Origin of the sequence: Litoribacter ruber (genome assembly GCF_018500185.1) — a bacterium.
Classification (GTDB): Bacteria; Bacteroidota; Bacteroidia; order Cytophagales; family Cyclobacteriaceae; genus Litoribacter; species Litoribacter ruber.
In genome coordinates this window covers 157151-176080 of sequence record NZ_JAHBGI010000002.1, presented here as the reverse complement: position 1 = coordinate 176080, position 18930 = coordinate 157151, and the positions used below count along the sequence as shown (strand labels likewise).

Below are 18930 nucleotides of genomic sequence, written 5' to 3'. Positions count from 1 at the left end.
ATTTTTGGTTTGGTTTGATAAGAATACAAATTTAACAGTAATTAAGTTTAATTGGCAGTTATAGGTCTTTATTATCCCTTTTTAAAAGGCTAATAATTTATATATTTGAACCAAATTCCAACTTATGCCCGCAAAACCAGAAGAAGTCCTCAAGAACTTAAAGGCAGGAAAATATGCCCCTGTTTACTTTTTGCAAGGTGAGGAACCTTATTTCATTGACCAAATCGTAAACCACATTGAAAAGCATGCAATCCCTGAACATGAGAAGGGATTCAACCAGGTGATGATGTATGGCAAGGATGCCAACATGAGCGTGGTAATCACTAATGCCAAACGCTTTCCTATGATGGCTGAGAGGCAGCTGGTGATTGTAAAAGAAGCCCAGTCCATATCGGATTTGGGCAAGGAAGCTGGCGACAGCTTGCTCTTATCCTACCTTCAAAATCCCCTTCCTAGCACCATACTGGTTTTTTCCCATAAGTACAAAACCCTTGATGGAAGAAAACCTCTGGCCAAGGAATTGGATAAAAAAGCCATTTTGGTAAAGTCAGACAAGGTTCCTGAGTACAAATTGGCTCCTTGGGTAAATGATTATTTTAAGAGCAAAGGTTTTTCCATTGATGTGAAGGCCGCCCAGATTTTGGCAGAATCTATTGGCAATAACCTGGAGGTGTTGACCAACGAAGTGGATAAGATGCTTATCAACTTTTCGGAGCCAGTGGAGATCAACAGCCAGCATATCCAGCAGTTTATCGGGATCAATAAGGAATACAACAACTTTGAGCTGACCAAGGCCTTGAGCTATAGGGATGTGATTAAGGCCAACAAAATCATTACCTATTTTGCGCAGAATAGGAAGAACAATCCCTTAATTCCGATCATCGCTCTATTGTACCTACATTACTCCAGGATTTTATTGGTGCACGGCAACAAGGATAAACCGGATTCAGCGTTAGCATCCATGTTGAAGGTGAATCCCTATTTTGTGAAAGAATACATCCTGGCGGCCAAAAACTACCCCTTAGGCAAGGTTATTGATAATATGGGCTATTTGAAAGAGGCAGATTTAAGGTCCAAAGGCGTGGATTCCGCTGGACTGGATGATGCACAAATTCTCAAGGAGCTGGTGTTTAAACTCACCCATTAAGATTAATATTTTCCGTTTTGATATAAGAATGAAGAAGTCTTCCTTATTACTCATTGCGTGTGGTCTTTATTTGCAGACCAACGCGCAGTCCACGTTATACCAGACCAGCACACTCAAACAGTTTGACGATGCCTACGAGCTTTTTCACAAAGAGCATCTCACTGCCGCAAAATTTAGCTTTGACCACCTGAGAAACCGGGTGCTTTCCGAAAACAGGGAGGCAGCCTCGGAGTATTTTCATGCCGTATCGGCACTCCAAATTGAAAATCCAGACGGGCCTAGCAGATTGATAGAGTTCACGGAAACCAACCCCGACCATCCAAAGGCCAATGAGGCACTGTGGGTGCTGGGAAACTTCCATTTTGAAAAAAGAGATTATAGGGCAGCTATTGCCAGTTTTCAAAAAGTCAATGAAATAGCCCTCAGAGATGAGGATGGAGAGCAGGTTCCCTTCAAATTGGGATATGCCTTTTTCCAGCTTAATGACTATAGAAATGCGCAAACCTATTTCGATAGGGTAAAAAGATCCCGCACCAATATGGTTCCTGATGCCTATTATTACTCAGGCTATATCGCCATGGAACAGGGGAATTTTGATAAGGCCATAGCCGATTTTAAGGAGGCAGACAAAAGCAGGACTTATTCCGATAAGGTCCCTTACATGCTTTCGGCCATGTATTACCGTCAGGGATATTACAATGAACTGATCCAGTATGCCGAACCAATTATCAATAGCAGAAACAACTTGGACCGCAAGGAAGAAATCTACTTGCTAATGGCTGAGTCTTATTTCGAACGTCGGGATTTTCCCAACGCGGCTAGATATTACGATGCATTTGTAGCCGCAAAAAGAAGACCTCTGTCGAGAGATCAAAAATACAAGGCCGGCGTTGCCCAGTTTGAAACCAAAAATTATCAGCAAGCCACTAACTATTTTAAAGAGGTGGCTTTGGAAAACGATAAATTGGGTCAGGTGAGTAGCTATTACTTGGGACATTCCTATTTGAAGCTCAACAATCCACAATTTGCTGTTAATAGCTTTAGCGCAGCCTACAAAAGCAACCATGACAGCCGAATTACAGAGGAGGCATTGTATAACTATGCAAAGGTAAGCCTTGAAAGAGGGGTTTTTCAGGATGCCATTATGGCTCTGGATAGTTATTTGGAATCGTATCCTTCTGGAACCCATGTGCAGGAAGTAGGCGAAATGCTTTCTGACGCCTTGGTAAATACAAACAATTACCTCAAGGCCATTGAGCATATAGAGCGCTTGCCACGCAAGTCAGACCGGATCAAGGCTGCTTACCAAAAGGTGTCTTTTTATCAAGGTATCACTTATTTCAATGACTCCAAGTTTAGGCAAGCCATCAGCTATTTTGACAAAAGCCAAACTTATCCGCTTGACAGGGATATAGTAAATCAGTCCAATTTCTGGAAAGGGGAGGCCTATTCTGGTCTAGAGGATTTGCCGGCAGCCATCCGCGCATACGAAGCGGTGATCAATTCCAACGCCAGAGGAAGAGAGCCTATTTTGGTGAGCACTCATTATGGCTTGGGCTATGCCTACTTTAACAATGAAAACTATAGCCGCGCTGAAGAGCAATTCAAACAGTTTACCGAAAAAGTCAACCCAAATGTTGAAAGGGAAAACTATGAGGATGCCATGATGCGCCTTGGGGATACCCAGTATGTGCAGAAGAAATTTGGTCAAGCCGAAGCTACCTTTAACCGAGCAATCAACGAGGGAAACAGAAATAGCGATTACGCCTATTTCCGAAATGGTGTAGTTTTGAATTTCCAAAACAGAAATTCCGATGCCATCCGCTCCCTGAGTCAGGTAACTGAAAATTTTCCAAATAGCCGATATCTGGAGGATGCCATCTTCCAAAAGGCTCAAATCAACATGGAAGAAACCCGCTACAGTGAAGCGGTGGATGGGTTTACAAGATTGATAAACTCTAGGCCCAATAGTCCGTTTGTACCGTTCGCACTTGAGGGTAGGGCAGTGGCCAATTATTCCCTAAAGCGATATGACCAGACGATAAATGATTACAAAAGAATCCTGGATAATTTCCCGCATTCCTCCAATGCCAATGCGGCACTTGTGGGTCTGCAGGAGACCTTGTCTCTTCAGGGCAGGTCTGGAGAATTTTCCAGCTATCTAGCCAATTACAGAAATGCCAACCCAGGCAATGAAAGTCTCCAAGGGGTTGAATTTGAGTCGGCTAAAAACCTGTTCTTTAACCAGGCCTACAAAGAGTCTATTAAAGCCTTCCAGGATTACTTGCGAAACTACCCCCAAAGCGGTCAACAGCAGGAAGCCAACTACTTCATTGGCGATGCATATTACCGAATGGGAGACAAGAATAAAGCTTTAGAGTATTTCTATAACCTTCAAAAAGGTCAAGAATCTTCCCAAACGATGCGTGCAACTATCAAAATTGGGGAAATCGAGTATGAAGCGGAAAACTATAAAAAAGCAATTCCATATTTGAGAACCTCCTCCAAAAATGCCAGAAACAAGATAGAGGAGTTTGAGGCAAATAGGAGGCTGATGCAATCTTACTATCAATTGGAAAAATATGATTCAGCTATCCATTTCTCTGACAAAGTAATTGAATTGGGCAATGTGACTGCTGATGCGGAGAGCCAGGCCATGCTGTTGAAAGCGAAAGCATACAAGAAGCAGAAAAAGGATTCTCAGGCGGAAGAAGTGCTTACCAATCTGGTAAAGGCTTCCCCAAGTGAGCAGGGCGCTGAAGCCTTGTATCTTTTGGCCAAAAGCCATCACGATAGTGGGCGATTCAACAAGTCCAACGAGACCATATTTGATCTTTCTGGACCTTATGGGGCCTACGATTACTGGTATGGCAGAAGCTTCCTTCTTTTGGCTGAAAACTACATCCAGCTAGGTGAAACCTTCCAGGCCAAAGCTACTTTGGAATCAATTGTGGAAAGGTCCAACAATGAAAAAGTGAAAGAAGAAGCCAAAAAGAAGCTGGAAAGCATTTAAACCCATTCCTTGAAGTTATATTTTGAAAACAATGAATAAGCCATTAATATTCTTTACTTTATGCATGGGTTTATTTGCCCAAACGGCACTTGGACAGGATACAAGAGGAGAGGTGAAGGACCAGGAATTTGTCATCCGCAAGGATAGGGTGTTGACCCTGCCTACTATGCCGCGAAACTTCCAGCGTACCCCAAACCTGCCATCTGCACAGGGGGTTGGAAACCTACGGTATGATGTCCATAATTTCTTTCTGACGCTGCCTCCAGTGGAAACCAACATTCAGGCATATCAGAAAAGATTTGAAAGTCAGAAGCCTCAACTTTTCAACAGCTATACAAAATTGGGTTTTGGAAATTACCTTTCGCCGTTAGCGGAAATCCACCTTAACAGCAAGGAAAGTGATTACATGAACTTTGGGGCTTTTATTAAGCATCAGGGTTTTTATCAAGGACCTGTAGACGGGGAAAATTCGGCCGAAGATCACACCACGGTAAGACTTGACGGTAGTTATTACCTCGAATCAACAGAAGTCTATGGCCATGTGGGCTACAATAGAGATAAATATCATTTCTATGGTTACACGCCAGGCTTGGAAGTTAATGCCCAAGATATTGCACAGGTTATGCATACCGCCTACGGTGATGTGGGGATCCGAAACATAGACCAGCAACAGTCCTTTAATTATGATGCGGCATTTTCATCCAGAATTTTCAGAGATTCGTATTTGGCTAGGGAGGCAGAGATTGGCTTGAAGGCAAATCTGGGTTTCAGGGCCAATGAAAACCTCAGAGCTTATGTAAATACGGATGCTTATTTTACGACTCCTCAAGATCAGTTTTATGATAATATAAACAGAAATTTCCTGAGAGTAACGCCAAAAGTAACTTATATAAAAGAAGGGTTGAAGGTCAAAGCAGGTGCAAACTTGGTGGTGGAAAATGATGTAGTTTCCAATAAGAATTCTGATTTCCACATTTTCCCGACCGTGTATGCCAGCTATAAATTCACGGAGGAAATTGGGATTTTTGCAGGTTTGGAAGGGGATGTGATCAGAAACACCTACTATGACTTTGTTATGGAAAACCCGTTTCTAGGTCCTAGCCAAGGCTTGCTAAACACCATTCAGAACTTCCAATTGAGCGCAGGGGTCAATGGAGACATCTATGATGAAGTTACTTACACAGTGGGTGCAAAATACGGCAGGTTTAACAACATGCATTTCTATGGAAACAACAGCAACGACAGCACACGCTTTGAACTGATGTACGATGACCAAACGGATGTATTGAACATCAATGCGGGCATGGGATGGCATTTTGAGGATTGGTACCAACTGGAGGCCACAGCGGATTATTACCAATACAACCTGAATGAATTGACAGGGGCTTGGCATAGACCGGAGTGGGAGCTCAAAATCAACAACAACATTACCCCGAACGAGAAATTGCTTATCAACGCCTCAGCATTGGCAATGGGAGGGATCAGGGTAATCAATCTGGAATCAGGCCGTCAGGATAAATTGGGGCCTTTATTTGACTTGAGTGCAAGAGTGGATTATGCCTTCACCAAGCAATTCTCTGCTTTTGCTATGGGAAATAATTTGCTGAACCAAAATTACCAGCGTTTCTGGAACTACAGGGTCCGAGGCATTCAGGGAATTGGGGGAATCACGTTCAAGTTTTAGTCTAAATCCGGCCGTTCATAAATATTGTGGGCAATATTGGCTAATTAAAGCTTTTGTCTTAGCTTAGTAGATTAATTGTCACCATATAATTTTTAAGAATGGCTGAAAAAGATAACCAAAATACCCCGTCAAACGAGGATGCAGACAAGGATTTTGGGCTTCCTAAAGTAAAAATTACACCTTTGCAACCTACGGAAAGCAAGGAGGAAAAACCTTCAGAAACGCCAATAGCTCCAGTTAACAAACCGGAGCCAAAACAACCCGAAGCGGAGCAGCCTAAAAAGCAGGAACCGGAAAAGAAGAAGCAAGAATCTACCCCTGTGGCGGCGGCTCCAAAAGTTGAAGCGAAAAAGCCAGAAAAAGATAAGGACCAAACAACCACCTTTTCCTCTGTTTCCAAAAAAGAGGAGAAAAAGAAAGATGGCAAAAAAGGTTGGGTTTGGGCAGCTTTGATTCTGTTGTTTGTGGGATTTTCAGCGGTGTTATTTTGGTATGTGTATTTGAATGAGGAACCTGCACCGGCTCCTCAGGTGACTGAACAGCCGGCACCTACTCCGCCTCTGGTGGTGGAAGAGGAGGAGCCAGTAGTGGAAGAGGAGCCCGAAACATTTACCTTGACCCAAATAAAATCCAGAGCGGAGGCGCCACGTTATTTCTTAGTAGTTGGCAGCTTTATTGATGAGGACATGGCGCTGGATTATTCGGAGCGCTTAATTGAAAAAGGAATAAATACGTACATAGTTTATCCATATGGACAGATAGCCTATTATAGATTAGCCGTAGGGGAGTTTGAAAACGTCGCCTTGGCATTGGAAGAACTCGAGCGAGTTCAAGCAGATTATCAAGAAAATTTATGGGTATTGAAATATTAACATGATCTTATTACAAACTATCTCCACTGACAACCAAGTGGTTGCAGACACCTTAACCAACTTAGATTCCGCGAGTTCAAACATTGGCCTATTAGATCTAATGATCAAAGGAGGCTATATGATGATTCCCCTCTATTTGTTGTTTATTCTTGCCATTTTCATTTTTGTGGAAAGGGTAATTACCATCCGCAAAGCCGCCAAAACGCCAAAAGGCTTGGTGGACCAGGTGAAAATGATGGTACAGGGTGGCGACATCCAGCGTGCTAAAATGGTTTGCCGTGGTGAAAACACCCCGGTAGCCAACATGATCGCAAAAGGCCTGGACAGAATCGGCAGCCCTCTGAAAAACATTGAAGTGGCTATCGAGAATGTCGGCAAAATCGAAATTTACAAGCTGGAAAAGAACTTAGGCCTTTTGGCAACAGTTTCAGGTGCGGCACCGATGATCGGTTTCTTGGGTACGGTGGCAGGTATGATCCGTGCCTTCATCGGAGTGGCCCAAGAAGAGGGCATGGTATCACCAAAGCTTCTTTCTACCGGTATTTATGAAGCCATGATCACTACGGCCACTGGTCTTGTAGTGGGTATCGTAGCCTATTTGGGTTATAACTACCTTGTCGGACAGGTATCCAAACTGATCCACAGCATGGAGTACACCACAGTGGAATTTATTGACCTTTTGCAGGAAAAATAAGCTATGGCATTACAATCCAAAAATAAGATCGAAGCAGCATTTTCCATGTCCTCCATGACGGACATTATATTTCTGTTGCTGATCTTTTTTATGTTGACCTCGTCATTCATCACCCCATCTGGACTTCCGGTCAATCTGCCAAGCAGTGAGACCTCTGATATTGTGATGCAAGAGGTGACGGTCACCGTAACGAAAGACCTGAGATTTTCAGTCAATGACAGAACAGTTAATCGAGATGAAATTAAAAATGAATTAACTGCGTTGTTAAAGGATCACAAGGGAACAGTGGTGTTGCATATTGACAAGGAGGTTCCTGTAGAATATCTCGTTGAAATCGGGGGCATTGCGGCCACCTTGGAGGCAAATGTGTCCATCGCCACTAAACCATATAAATAATCATTTACAATGGCTTACTGGGATTTAAGTAAAGATGAAGCTGACAGCAATAAAAAGGCGTTGATAATTACCATTATCCTTAACGTATTATTGCTTGTGGCTATCTATTTCATAGTGGTTTGGCGACCACAAGTACCCCCTATACCCCAATTCGGACTCGAACTAAGTTTGGGCTTTACCGATATGGGAAGTGGAACCACTCAGACTACCGCCCCCCCTTCCGAAAGTGAAGTGGTGAGACAGGAGGCTCCGGCCCCTGGTGAGGTCACTCAGCAGCCAACCCAGCCAGCAACTCCAGCTCCCCAGCCTGAAACCAAAACGGCTAAGCCAGCACCTAGCCAATCCCAAACTACCTTTGAAACGCAGTCCAAAGTAGCCAGCCCGTTGAAGGGTGGTGAAAAAACCACGGAGGCTAATAAAGAAAGTACGGCCAAAGCAAAGTCTGACCAGCCTGTCACTCAACCTCAGAAGGCTGAAGATGAAAAAACGGTAAAGCAAGCTGAAGAAACACCTAAAATTGACCAACGAGCCATATTCGGTGCCGGAGGGTCTACGGGTAGCAGTCAACAGCAGTCAGCGGGCAGCAACCAAGGCACCTCCAATCAACGCGGCGATGAAGGAAATCCTCAGGGAAGCGTGGACGGTAGGGCTTTAATGCAATCTGGAACCGGGAATGCGGGATCTGGGGCAGGCTACAACCTTGAACTTGCAGGTTGGGATTTTGCATCCAAACCTAATATCAAAGATCAGGTTTCCTCGAGAAACGGTAGAATTGTTTTCAGAATCACCATTGATGATAGCGGAAAAATAGTACAGGCAATACCGTTGGAATACAATGTATCCAATGATGTGCTAGCCTATTACAGAACAGTTGTCAATCAATTGACCTTTAAGCGCCAAAGTGGTAATCCGTCTGCAGAATATTCAACCGGAAAAATCACATTCGTCATCCAAGTAGATTAATAAAGACTTCATGACTTACCAAGAATCATTGGACTATTTGTTCAATGCTCTGCCCATGTATCAAAGAATTGGTGCGGCGGCCTATAAAACGGATTTGACCAACACTATTGCGCTTTGCGAGCACTTGGGCAATCCGCAAAACAAATTTAAATCGATTCACGTGGCCGGTACCAATGGAAAGGGGAGTACTTCCCATTCCATTGCGGCGATATTACAGGAGGCCGGCTATAAAGTCGGCCTTTACACTTCCCCACACCTCAAATCTTTTACAGAAAGAATAAAAATAAATGGGGCTGAGATCCCTGAGGAAGCTGTTGTGGCATTCGTAGAAAAGCATAAAAGCTTTCTGGAGGATTTGATGCCAAGCTTTTTTGAAATGACTGTAGGTATGGCCTTTGAGCATTTCGCCAATGAAAAAGTGGATTTTGCTGTAATTGAAGTAGGCCTTGGGGGCAGGCTGGACAGCACCAATGTCATTACTCCTGAAATCTGCGTGATTACCAATATTGGGCTGGACCATATCCAATTCCTAGGGGATACCCTACCCAAAATTGCCGCTGAAAAAGCAGGCATCATAAAAGAAGGAGTGCCAGTGGTAATTTCTGAATTGCAGCCAGCTACACTTAAAGTTTTTATTCAAAAGGCAGATGAAAAGCATGCGCCGATCTTCTTTGCTGAGGAATATTACAATGTGCAGTTTAAGGAAGTCGATGAGGAAGGAAAAGCCGTTTTTATAGCCAATGGAGCTCCAATTAAATTTGACCTTACGGGGAAATATCAGCAAAAAAACCTGGGTGGAATTTTGAAGGCCATAGATGTATTAAAGGAAAATGGGCTAAAGATTTCGGCAGAAAACATATCCAATGGTCTTCTTAAAACGGTTTCTTTGACAGGTTTAAAAGGAAGATGGCAAAAGATTAACAATCAACCACTAACGTATTGTGACACAGGCCACAATTCTGAAGGATTTGAATATATTCTCAAGCAAATTGAGGAGACACCTCATGAAAAGCTTTTCATGGTATTGGGCATGGTCAATGACAAGGACATCAGCAAAGTACTGTCAATGATGCCTAAAGATGCAGAATACATTTTTTGCCAGGCAAATATACCCAGAGCTCTTCCTGCTTCAGACCTTTACGAGGCCGCGAGTAAAATGGGCCTGAGAGGTGAAATCATCCCTGATGTCAACCAGGCAATTGCGGAAGTTTTGAAAAAGGCGGGGAAAAATGATTTTATTTTTGTCGGAGGGAGTACCTTTGTGGTTGCAGAAATTGAGAATTTATAACAATGGGAAGAAACAAGCTCCTAAGATTTAAAGAAAACGAGGAAAATTTTAATGTTGTTCAGGAAGGCAAACCTTCTTTTGAAACCATAAAAGGCAACTGGAAGGAAGTCCAGTTTAAAAACAATAACCCTATAGTAGTGGAGCTTGCCTGCGGAAGAGGGGAGTTTACCGTTGGTTTGGCAAGGGAAAACTCCGAGCAGAACTTCATCGGTGTGGACATCAAGGGCTCCAGAATATGGAAGGGCAGCAAAACCGCCATAGCTGAGGATTTGCAGAATGTGGCCTTTCTAAGGACTCAAATAGAGCAATTGGAGAAGTTTTTTGCCCCAAAAGAAATTCATGAACTTTGGATCACTTTCCCTGATCCTAGGCCAAGAGATGGAGATGAGAAAAAACGCCTCACTTCTCCCAGATTTTTGGAAATGTACAAGCCTATGCTAGATGAAGGTGGAATAGTCCACCTAAAAACAGATAACACTGGATTGTTTGAATACACCTTAGAATTATTGAACTTACGGGAGGACATCACCAATTTGGAGCATACTTTCGACTTCTATCAATCATCTTTTCAACACGAACATTTTGGTATCAAGACCAGATATGAAAAGATTTTCAGTGATAAAGGGGAAAAAATTAAATACTTGAGATTCTCTTTTAAATAAGATACCCCTCAGATGATAAAAAAGCTCCCACCTTCGATGTGGGAGCTTTTTTTTTGGATCAGTCTTCTACTTCAAGTGTTTCTAAAATATCAGCCAGCTCATCGAAATCCTTGATTCCTGGCTTGATTTCATCACCACCTTTCAGTGCAATTCCTTTGATCTGGGTTTCCTCCAAAAGCTCATTTACATTTTCAGCCGTAATATCAAAGCCGACCAGCACATCACACTTGCTGCTCAATTCATTGATTTTTGCCTTGACTGACTGGTCAAGCGAAAGGTCACCCTCCAGCAGAACTACAATTCCGCCATCTTTTAATGATTCAGCCATCATGATTACCTCATCCAGGCGTTCTATTTTTTCCAATTCCACCTTCCAAATCAACCCATAATTTGTATTCAAGAGCATTTGAAGGTGCGCTTCCTCCTCAATCTGAATAAAGGTAAATCCCTCATAGTCCTGTAGGGTAGTTAAGATATTTTCGGGGTGTGAGTTTTTGAACTCCGCCACAAATTCAACTCCCGAAACCCAGTCGGAAAGCTCTCTGAATTTTTGGGGAGATATATAATTGGAGTCATTCTGCTCCAATGCAAAGCCCATGACGTTCACATACATGCCAGCACAGTAGCGGGCGTCACTGAGGTTGTTTACGCTGCTGATTTTAACAAAGGTTCTTAATGCCATTATTCTTTTGTTTTTTCTCTAAAAATCAAAGATACATAGAATTTATTTTCTTCCTTTTGCCAAAGCACTTTCAAAAGAAAGATGTATTTTTGAATCAAACTGGTTTACAGCCCCATTCATGAAAGCCTCGTACATCGTCTTACTTTTTGTTGTGTTCTTCTCCTGTCAGGAATCCGAGGACCTGATCTTGGATAAAGGTTATGATTATCAGCCTCTTCAGGAAGGCTTCAGGTGGACCTACCAGCTTTCGGAAACCATTTGTTTTGGGGAAAATGACTGCGAATCAGCCAATTTCTTCATCAGGGATTCCGTAGCACAGCGGTACAAGGCTGAAAATAATCTGGATGTTTTTGTTATAGTGAGACGAAAATCCCCTGATCGCAGAGATTGGAAATTTGATAGCCAGTATACCATGCATATAGAGGAGGGGAAGTTGCTTAGAAGAAAAGATAATAAGTTCATTGTTCCATTGATATTTCCCCCGAATGAAAACCGCCAATGGAACGGAAACCTTTACAATGTAGCTTCCCGGGAAATATTCAAGATTTCTAGGGAGAAAAATTATAAGGTAGGCCAGCTTAACTTTTCCGAAGTGTTGAAGGTTTTACATGAGGAATTCGATGATTTAATTACCTTGCGGGATGTGCGGCATGAGATTTTTGCAAAGGGCATAGGATTGGTAGAGAGTTATTATGAAAGATTCAATTACTGTTCGCGAAATGATTGCCTAGGGGAACAAAGGATCGAATCGGGCCGTTTAACGCATATAAAGTTGCTTTCCTATGATCAATAAAAGAATAGCCTTTCTAGCACTTGGGTTTTCCCTGCTTAGTCTTACCCTTGAGGCCCAAGACAGATTTGCTATAAAGTATAAATACAAGCCCCAATCCGCATTTGAACTTGATTCTCCTCTGGATTTTTTGACAGAAGGAACTTTACAAAGAAGAGCAAGGGAAAAAGTTAGCTTGGACAGTTTAGATCTCCCCGTTTCGCCCGCTTATATCGAAACCATCACTCCATTAGTGGAGAAAGTTCATTACCATACCAAATGGTTAAACGCCTCTATTGTGGTAGCTTCCGAAGAGCAGGTTGAAGAGGTCAAAGCTTTGCCCTTTGTGGAAGACGTCGAGTTGGTTGGTCGTGGTTTTTATGATTATGGGCAGACTGCCAGAAAAGAGGCATTAAAAATCCCCATCAAAATTAGGCTGAAATCAAAAAGTGACAAGGCCTATATGTTCCAAAATGAGCTATTGGGAATCCCTGAAATGCATGAGGAAGGTTATACAGGCGAAGGGGTGACCATTGCCGTATTTGACGGAGGATTCCAAAATGCAGATAGAATCGATGCACTTCGGCACCTATTTGACAATGGCCGCATCACTGCCACACGTGATTTCGTTATCCCGGGCTCGGATGAGGTTTTTCGAACTGACACCCACGGCACCGGCTCATTGTCACTTATAGCTGCCTTTGATCCCAATTCATTAGTAGCTGGTGCCTATAATGCAAATTATATTTTGGCCATTACCGAAGATGTGAGCTCAGAATACCGAATAGAAGAATACAATTGGGTGAGGGCTGCAGAATATGCCGATAGTTTGGGAGTGGATATTATTAACAGTTCGTTGGGCTACAATTTATTCAATGAGTCTTCTATGAATTATTCGAAAGAAGACCTTGATGGGAAAACCGCTGTGATTACCAGGGGAGCAAACATTGCCGCTGAAAAGGGCATTCTAATCGTTTCTAGTGCCGGAAATGAAGGAAATGGTTCTTGGAAAACTATCACAGCTCCATCCGATGCCAATGGAATTCTTTCAGTGGGGGCGGTGACCAATAATTTACAAAAATCCAATTTCAGTAGCATCGGCCCTACTGCCGACGGAAGGACAAAGCCAGAGGTGACGGCACTGGGTAGCAGCGTGACTTTATGGAGAAACAATTCTTCCATTGGAACGGCTAGTGGCACCTCTTTTTCAGCCCCACAGGTAGCGGCACTAGCAGCCGGACTTTGGGAGGCCAAACCGGAATTATCCAAAGCAGAACTTTTAGAGCTTATATTAAGTACCTCTAGCCAAGCTGACGAACCAGACAATAATTTGGGTTATGGAATTCCAAATTTCACCAGAGCCTATTTTGGCGTAGTGACCGAAGTTGAAAAGGAAATTGAAGAAGCCAAATTAAATATTTTTCCTAATCCCACGGATGGAAACGAGCTCTTTATCAATTATGGACGCTTGAATGAATGTGAATTCAGCCTCTACGACCTCAATGGTAAACTTCTTTCCAGCGCAAATCTTAACAGAAATTCCTTTGAGCAACCCTATTCCATATCGGTAGGAGATCTGAGAGCAGGTATGTATATTATCCAAGTCCGAGAATCCAACAAGCCAGAGAGAATTAAATTTGTCAAAAAATAGTTTAATCAATTACATATAACCCCCAAGTAATGAGTGTATTAATTGCGCCATCAGTTTTGGCGTCTGATTTTGCCAACCTTCAAAGTGAGGTTGAAATGCTAAATGATTCCCAAGCCGATTATATCCATGTCGACATCATGGATGGAGTATTTGTTCCCAACATTTCTTTTGGTATCCCGGTCACCGAAGCCATTAAAAAGCACGCCAAAAAGCCTTTGGATGTGCATTTGATGATTGTTAATCCGGATCAATATTTAGAGGCATTTCAAAAGGCAGGAGCGGAAATTATTTCCGTTCACGTTGAGGCATGTAACCATTTGCACCGCACACTGCAGGCCATCAAAGATTTGGGTTGCAAAGCTGGTGTGGCAGTGAACCCTCATACCTCTGTTGATGTTTTAGAAGATGTGATTCAGGATCTTGACCTAGTTTGTATAATGTCAGTCAATCCAGGCTTTGGAGGGCAAAAGTTTATCGAAAACACCTACAAAAAGGTTAGAAAGCTTAAAGAAATGATAAACAGAGCAGGTTCTTCCACTTTGATTGAGATCGATGGGGGAGTCAACCAGGACAATGCATCAAAGTTATTTGAAGCTGGAGCGGATGTTCTTGTGGCTGGGAGTTTTGTTTTCAGCGCAAATGATCCAAAAGGAACAATTGCCAGGTTGAAAGAAATTAGATAAGTACAATAAAAAATGCGTTTATTTCCGTTTAAGAAGCTTTAACGATTGAAATGGCGTATTTTTTGAAATATTTCTTGTTATCTTAACTGGAATCAATTTAATTGAAACCTTGAATTACGAAAATTAACCTAAACTAAATAAATACGATGAAGCGATTATTTGTATTAGCTATTTTACTTGCTGGCTTGTTGAATGTAAATGCCTATGCGCAAACAGAAGCTGAAGCCAACTCTGATGAGATCACTGAAGAAGAGCTTGAAAAGTTTGCCGCCATGGAAGACTCTGTTATGGCTTTCTATGAAAGAAAGAACGAAGAGCTTGTAGATATGATCAAAAACAATGAGACTATCGAAGGTGCAGGAAGATACAATGAAATCAAGGCCGCTTGGGGTGATGATGAGAAAATGGAAGCTGCAAACGTAACTGACGAAGAAAAGGAAGCCTACCAGGAAATCCTTGATTTCATGGAAGAGCTTGCCAAGGAAGTTAGAGAGTTGAAAACCAACATCATCATGGACAAAGACCAGTTAGGTGCTGCAACTTACAACAAGATCAATAAAGCCATGAAGGAAGACCCAGAAGTAAAAGAAAAGGTCGACACTAAAATTGCTGAAAAGAAAGAAGAAAGAGAGGCCAGATCAGGTGAAGAGTCAGATGCAACTGACGCTGAGTAATACAAATTAGTAAAATATAGGAATAAAAAAGCCTTCTGTAACACGGGAGGCTTTTTTGTTTCCTTTATTGAGCATTAAGCTGTATTTTTAGAATTCAGAATTGTTGGAAAAGATGAGAGTAAGCTTAAAATTATCCGTATTAATTGTTTTCCTCGTAAGCTGCCTATCTTCGACAGTGCAAGCACAGGAGGACTATTTTGGCATTGATACCAAGGCCAGGAAACCTAAAAGTAACAGCAGTATAGGCAATGCGGCCCGGAATGTGATCAGCGCCATCAGTCTGGACGTTACTGGAGGGTATGGATACCATCTTCACAGTTTGAATTTCATTTCAACAGACTATACCGCTTACCCCATAACCTTTCAGGGTGAAGAGGCTGCTCCGGGGATTAGCTTCGGGGAGGAAGTCAATTTTAGGGGCTCCAATTTCGCCCTCCCTGTGAATGCAGGCGTCAAAATTGACCTTTTTGGAATTGCTACCATCGGCGGCGGCGTAGCCCGGGAGTGGGGGAGGATGAATGCCCCAACTTACAACGATTATGCATTCAATTACGCCACGCATGCCTATGTTTTTGATAAATTATACGGCACAGTAGGTATCATTATCTATGATGCGCGCAAGAGGGCGTCGTTTCTGAATTGGCGATACCGGAAATACTCCGGCAGCAATACTTATATGCAGGCCGAAAGAAAATTAAGGCTCCGGCAGCATTATCCTTGGAGATTTATTTTGGAGGGCGAAGCTGGGCAGATTATGATTAGGGAATCTTTTGATCCAAATTTGGTTGCAACAGATCCATTTTATGGAGTTGGTTTAAGAGTAGAGCGAGACCTTTCAGAATATGTAAAGGTATTTATTAAGCCCAATTTTGAAGTGAGGCGCATGGAATTACAAAATCCCACACTTGAGGAAAACCAACTTTTTATCCAACAGCTGATGACACTGAATGCGGGACTTTCCCTACGTATGCCAGGAACCAAGCGGTGCAAAGTGAGCGGCTGTGGGGTGAAAATGAAGCACATACACGACGGGGTGGAATACCGCGGCAGCTCAATCTTCAACATGCAGAATCGTAAGATCGGCCAATGGTAGGATGAAAACCTTATTTTTGGTTAAATCACGCTTATTTACAGTTTTAAAACCTTATTCTTTTTATTATCTTGCAAACTAATATTGAGAAATTTACTTATGGCTCAAGGAGAAAACGAGAACATTATACCCATTAATATAGAAGAGGAAATGCGCGGAGCGTACATCGATTATTCGATGTCAGTTATCGTTTCCAGAGCATTACCCGACGTTAGGGATGGCCTAAAACCTGTTCATAGAAGAATTCTTTACGGAATGCAGGAATTGGGAGTAACCCATAACAAACCTTATAAAAAATCAGCAAGAATAGTCGGAGAGGTACTCGGTAAATATCACCCACATGGTGATTCTGCCGTTTACGAAACCATGGTGAGGATGGCTCAACATTGGTCCTTGAGATACCCTTTAGTAGATCCACAAGGTAACTTTGGTTCAGTGGATGGGGATTCTCCTGCCGCCATGCGTTATACCGAAGCCAGGCTTAAGAGAATAGCTGAGGAGTTGCTGGTTGACATCAATAAAGAGACTGTTGATTTTCAGTTGAACTTTGATGACTCACTAAAAGAGCCCGTCGTTTTACCAGCTAAGATACCCAATCTTTTGCTTAACGGCGCCAGCGGTATTGCCGTAGGTATGGCCACCAATATGGCTCCCCATAACTTGGGTGAGGTAGTAGATGGTATCACAGCCTATATTGACAACCGTGACATCACCATACCGGAATTGATGGAATACATCGTGGCTCCGGATTTCCCTACAGGGGGTATCATCTACGGATACAACGGGGTGAAATCCGCATTTGAAACCGGTCGTGGCCGTGTGGTGATGCGAGGGAAAGCCACCGTGGAAACCAAGGATAACGGTAAGGAGATGATCGTAATTCACGAAATTCCTTATTTGATCAACAAGGCCAATATGATTGAAAAGACGGCCCAATTGATCAATGAGAAGAAACTCGAAGGGATCTCTGCCATCCGTGACGAATCTGATCGCAGAGGTATGCGAATTGTCTATGAGCTGAAAAAAGATGCCATCGCGAATGTTATTTTAAATAACCTATATAAGCACACAGGTCTTCAGACCTCATTTAGTGTCAACAATGTGGCATTGGTCAAAGGCCGTCCACATACCCTTAATCTCAAAGACCTTATCGTCCACTATGTAAATCACCGACACGAAGTGGTGATCAGAAGGACAGAGTATGAATTAAGAGAAGCGGAAAAGAGAGCACACATCCTGCAAGGTTATTTGATTGCCTTGGATCATTTGGATGAGGTGATTTCCTTGATTAGAAATTCTAGAGATCCAGAAACTGCAAGAAACGGTTTGATGGAGAGGTTTGATCTTAGCGAAATTCAGGCTAGAGCTATTCTGGACATGAGATTGCAGAGACTTACCGGAATGGAGCGTGAGAAGATCCAGAATGAGTACGATGAGATCATGAAACTTATCGAAGAGCTAAAAGCGATTTTGGCGGATGAAGGTAAGCGAATGCAGATCATCAAGGATGAACTTCAGGAAATGAAGGATCGCTATGCTGACCCAAGAAGAACTGATATAGAGCATAATGCTGAGGATTTCTCTTACGAGGATATGATTCCAAATGAAGAGGTAATCATCACGGTTTCACACCAGGGCTATGTAAAAAGGACCCCTGTGACTGAATATCGTACTCAAAGTAGAGGAGGGGTCGGATCAAGGGGGGTAACCACCAAAGAGGATGATTTCACAGAATACTTATTTTCTGCATCCACACATAACTACCTTTTGATCTTTACGGATAAAGGAAAACTTTTCTGGTTGAAAACCTATGCAATTCCGGAAGGAAGCAAAACCTCGAAGGGCCGTCCTATCCAAAACTTGATCAATATTGAAAGCGATGACAAGATCCGTTCTATCATCCAGGTTACTGATCTGAATGATGAGGATTACATCAATAATAACTTCTTGGTGATGGTAACCAAAAACGGTATCATCAAAAAGACAACCTTGGAGCAATATTCCCGTCCTAGGACAAATGGAATCATAGCTTTGAACATCCGCGAAGATGATCAACTGTTAAATGTGGAAATGACCCATGGAGACGCCCACATTATCATAGCAGCCAAATCTGGAAGGGCAATCCACTTCCACGAGTCTACCGTGAGACCGATGGGAAGGACCGCAACAGGAGTAAAAGCCATCAGTCTAGCGGACGAAAATGACTATGTCGTTGGCATGGTTTGTGCGTTACGCGAAGATGCAACCCTTTTAGTTGTTTCTGAGAAAGGTTACGGAAAACGCTCAGCACTAGAGGAATATAGAATCACAAACAGGGGCGGAAAAGGAGTAAAAGCCATGAATGTCACCGAAAAAACTGGAAGCCTGGTTGCCATTAAAGAAGTAGTTGATACAGATGATTTAATGATTATTAACAAGTCTGGAATCACAATCCGAACTCCAGTGGCTGATCTTCGGGTTATGGGTAGAGCTACCCAAGGCGTTAGGTTGATCAAGCTCAGCGAAACGGACGAGATTTCTTCAATTGAAAAGATTGAGCGAATTGAAGAAATAGTAGAGGAGTTAACTGAGAATGCCGAAAATCAGATTGAAGGCAATGACAGCCAGTCAGAGGGTGACGACAACAACACAGAAAAACCAAACAATATAGAATAAACATACG

General features: G+C 42.6%; 16 protein-coding genes. 15 read left to right on the top strand and 1 reads right to left on the bottom strand.

Translation table 11 applies throughout. From position 1 onward, the window contains the following. Positions 1-124 precede the first annotated feature (124 nt). The 9 genes from holA to trmB all read left to right on the top strand — a co-directional run bounded on the left by holA (position 125) and on the right by trmB (position 10719). Positions 125-1147 carry a DNA polymerase III subunit delta gene (gene holA / locus KIH41_RS03095; RefSeq protein WP_214161474.1) on the top strand — a complete coding sequence of 341 codons (1023 nt, stop codon included), beginning with the start codon at positions 125-127 and terminating at the stop codon, positions 1145-1147. Positions 1148-1175: 28 nt separating this feature from the next. Next, complete coding sequence (locus KIH41_RS03090) at positions 1176-4160, top strand: tetratricopeptide repeat protein (RefSeq protein ID WP_214161473.1); 2985 nt, start codon at positions 1176-1178, stop codon at positions 4158-4160. Between the two features lie 31 nt (positions 4161-4191). Continuing rightward, positions 4192-5844, top strand: coding sequence for a TonB-dependent receptor (locus KIH41_RS03085; protein ID WP_214161472.1), 1653 nt, complete (start codon positions 4192-4194; stop codon positions 5842-5844). Positions 5845-5942: 98 nt separating this feature from the next. Then, positions 5943-6716, top strand: a complete 774-nt coding sequence (locus KIH41_RS03080) for an SPOR domain-containing protein (RefSeq protein WP_214161471.1) — start codon at positions 5943-5945, stop codon at positions 6714-6716. A 1-nt stretch (position 6717) separates the two neighbouring features. After that, positions 6718-7410, top strand: coding sequence for a MotA/TolQ/ExbB proton channel family protein (locus KIH41_RS03075; RefSeq protein WP_214161470.1), 693 nt, complete (start codon positions 6718-6720; stop codon positions 7408-7410). Between the two features lie 3 nt (positions 7411-7413). After that, positions 7414-7806 (top strand): ExbD/TolR family protein, encoded by a 393-nt coding sequence (locus tag KIH41_RS03070; protein WP_213945436.1) that lies wholly within the window; start codon positions 7414-7416, stop codon positions 7804-7806. A 9-nt stretch (positions 7807-7815) separates the two neighbouring features. Then, positions 7816-8769 (top strand): energy transducer TonB, encoded by a 954-nt coding sequence (locus KIH41_RS03065; protein ID WP_213945437.1) that lies wholly within the window; start codon positions 7816-7818, stop codon positions 8767-8769. A gap of 10 nt (positions 8770-8779) precedes the next feature. After that, on the top strand, positions 8780-10057 hold the full coding sequence (locus KIH41_RS03060; RefSeq protein ID WP_214161469.1) for a bifunctional folylpolyglutamate synthase/dihydrofolate synthase: 1278 nt from the start codon (positions 8780-8782) through the stop codon (positions 10055-10057). 2 nt (positions 10058-10059) lie between these two features. Beyond that, positions 10060-10719, top strand: coding sequence for a tRNA (guanosine(46)-N7)-methyltransferase TrmB (trmB, locus tag KIH41_RS03055; protein WP_214161468.1), 660 nt, complete (start codon positions 10060-10062; stop codon positions 10717-10719). 58 nt (positions 10720-10777) lie between these two features. Here trmB and KIH41_RS03050 read toward each other — a convergent pair whose 3' ends face one another. Beyond that, positions 10778-11401 (bottom strand): phosphoribosylanthranilate isomerase, encoded by a 624-nt coding sequence (locus KIH41_RS03050; protein ID WP_214161467.1) that lies wholly within the window; start codon positions 11399-11401, stop codon positions 10778-10780. 118 nt (positions 11402-11519) lie between these two features. Between KIH41_RS03050 and KIH41_RS03045 the strand changes: the two genes are divergently transcribed. The 6 genes from KIH41_RS03045 (at position 11520) to gyrA (ending at position 18923) form a co-directional block, all read left to right on the top strand. Then, a complete protein-coding gene (locus KIH41_RS03045) occupies positions 11520-12194 on the top strand; it encodes a hypothetical protein (protein ID WP_214161466.1) in 675 nt (224 codons plus the stop codon). Next, on the top strand, positions 12184-13821 hold the full coding sequence (locus KIH41_RS03040) for a S8 family serine peptidase (RefSeq protein ID WP_213945442.1): 1638 nt from the start codon (positions 12184-12186) through the stop codon (positions 13819-13821). The genes KIH41_RS03045 and KIH41_RS03040 overlap by 11 nt, the downstream gene beginning before the upstream one ends. Positions 13822-13850: 29 nt before the next feature. Next, positions 13851-14504, top strand: a complete 654-nt coding sequence (rpe, locus tag KIH41_RS03035) for a ribulose-phosphate 3-epimerase (RefSeq protein WP_213945443.1) — start codon at positions 13851-13853, stop codon at positions 14502-14504. Between the two features lie 146 nt (positions 14505-14650). After that, positions 14651-15178 (top strand): hypothetical protein, encoded by a 528-nt coding sequence (locus tag KIH41_RS03030; protein WP_213945444.1) that lies wholly within the window; start codon positions 14651-14653, stop codon positions 15176-15178. A gap of 175 nt (positions 15179-15353) precedes the next feature. Beyond that, a complete protein-coding gene (locus KIH41_RS03025; RefSeq protein ID WP_317194912.1) occupies positions 15354-16271 on the top strand; it encodes a hypothetical protein in 918 nt (305 codons plus the stop codon). Positions 16272-16367: 96 nt separating this feature from the next. Further along, entirely contained in the window at positions 16368-18923 is a 2556-nt protein-coding gene (gene gyrA, locus KIH41_RS03020; RefSeq protein ID WP_213945445.1) for a DNA gyrase subunit A, read from the top strand. Positions 18924-18930 lie beyond the last annotated feature (7 nt).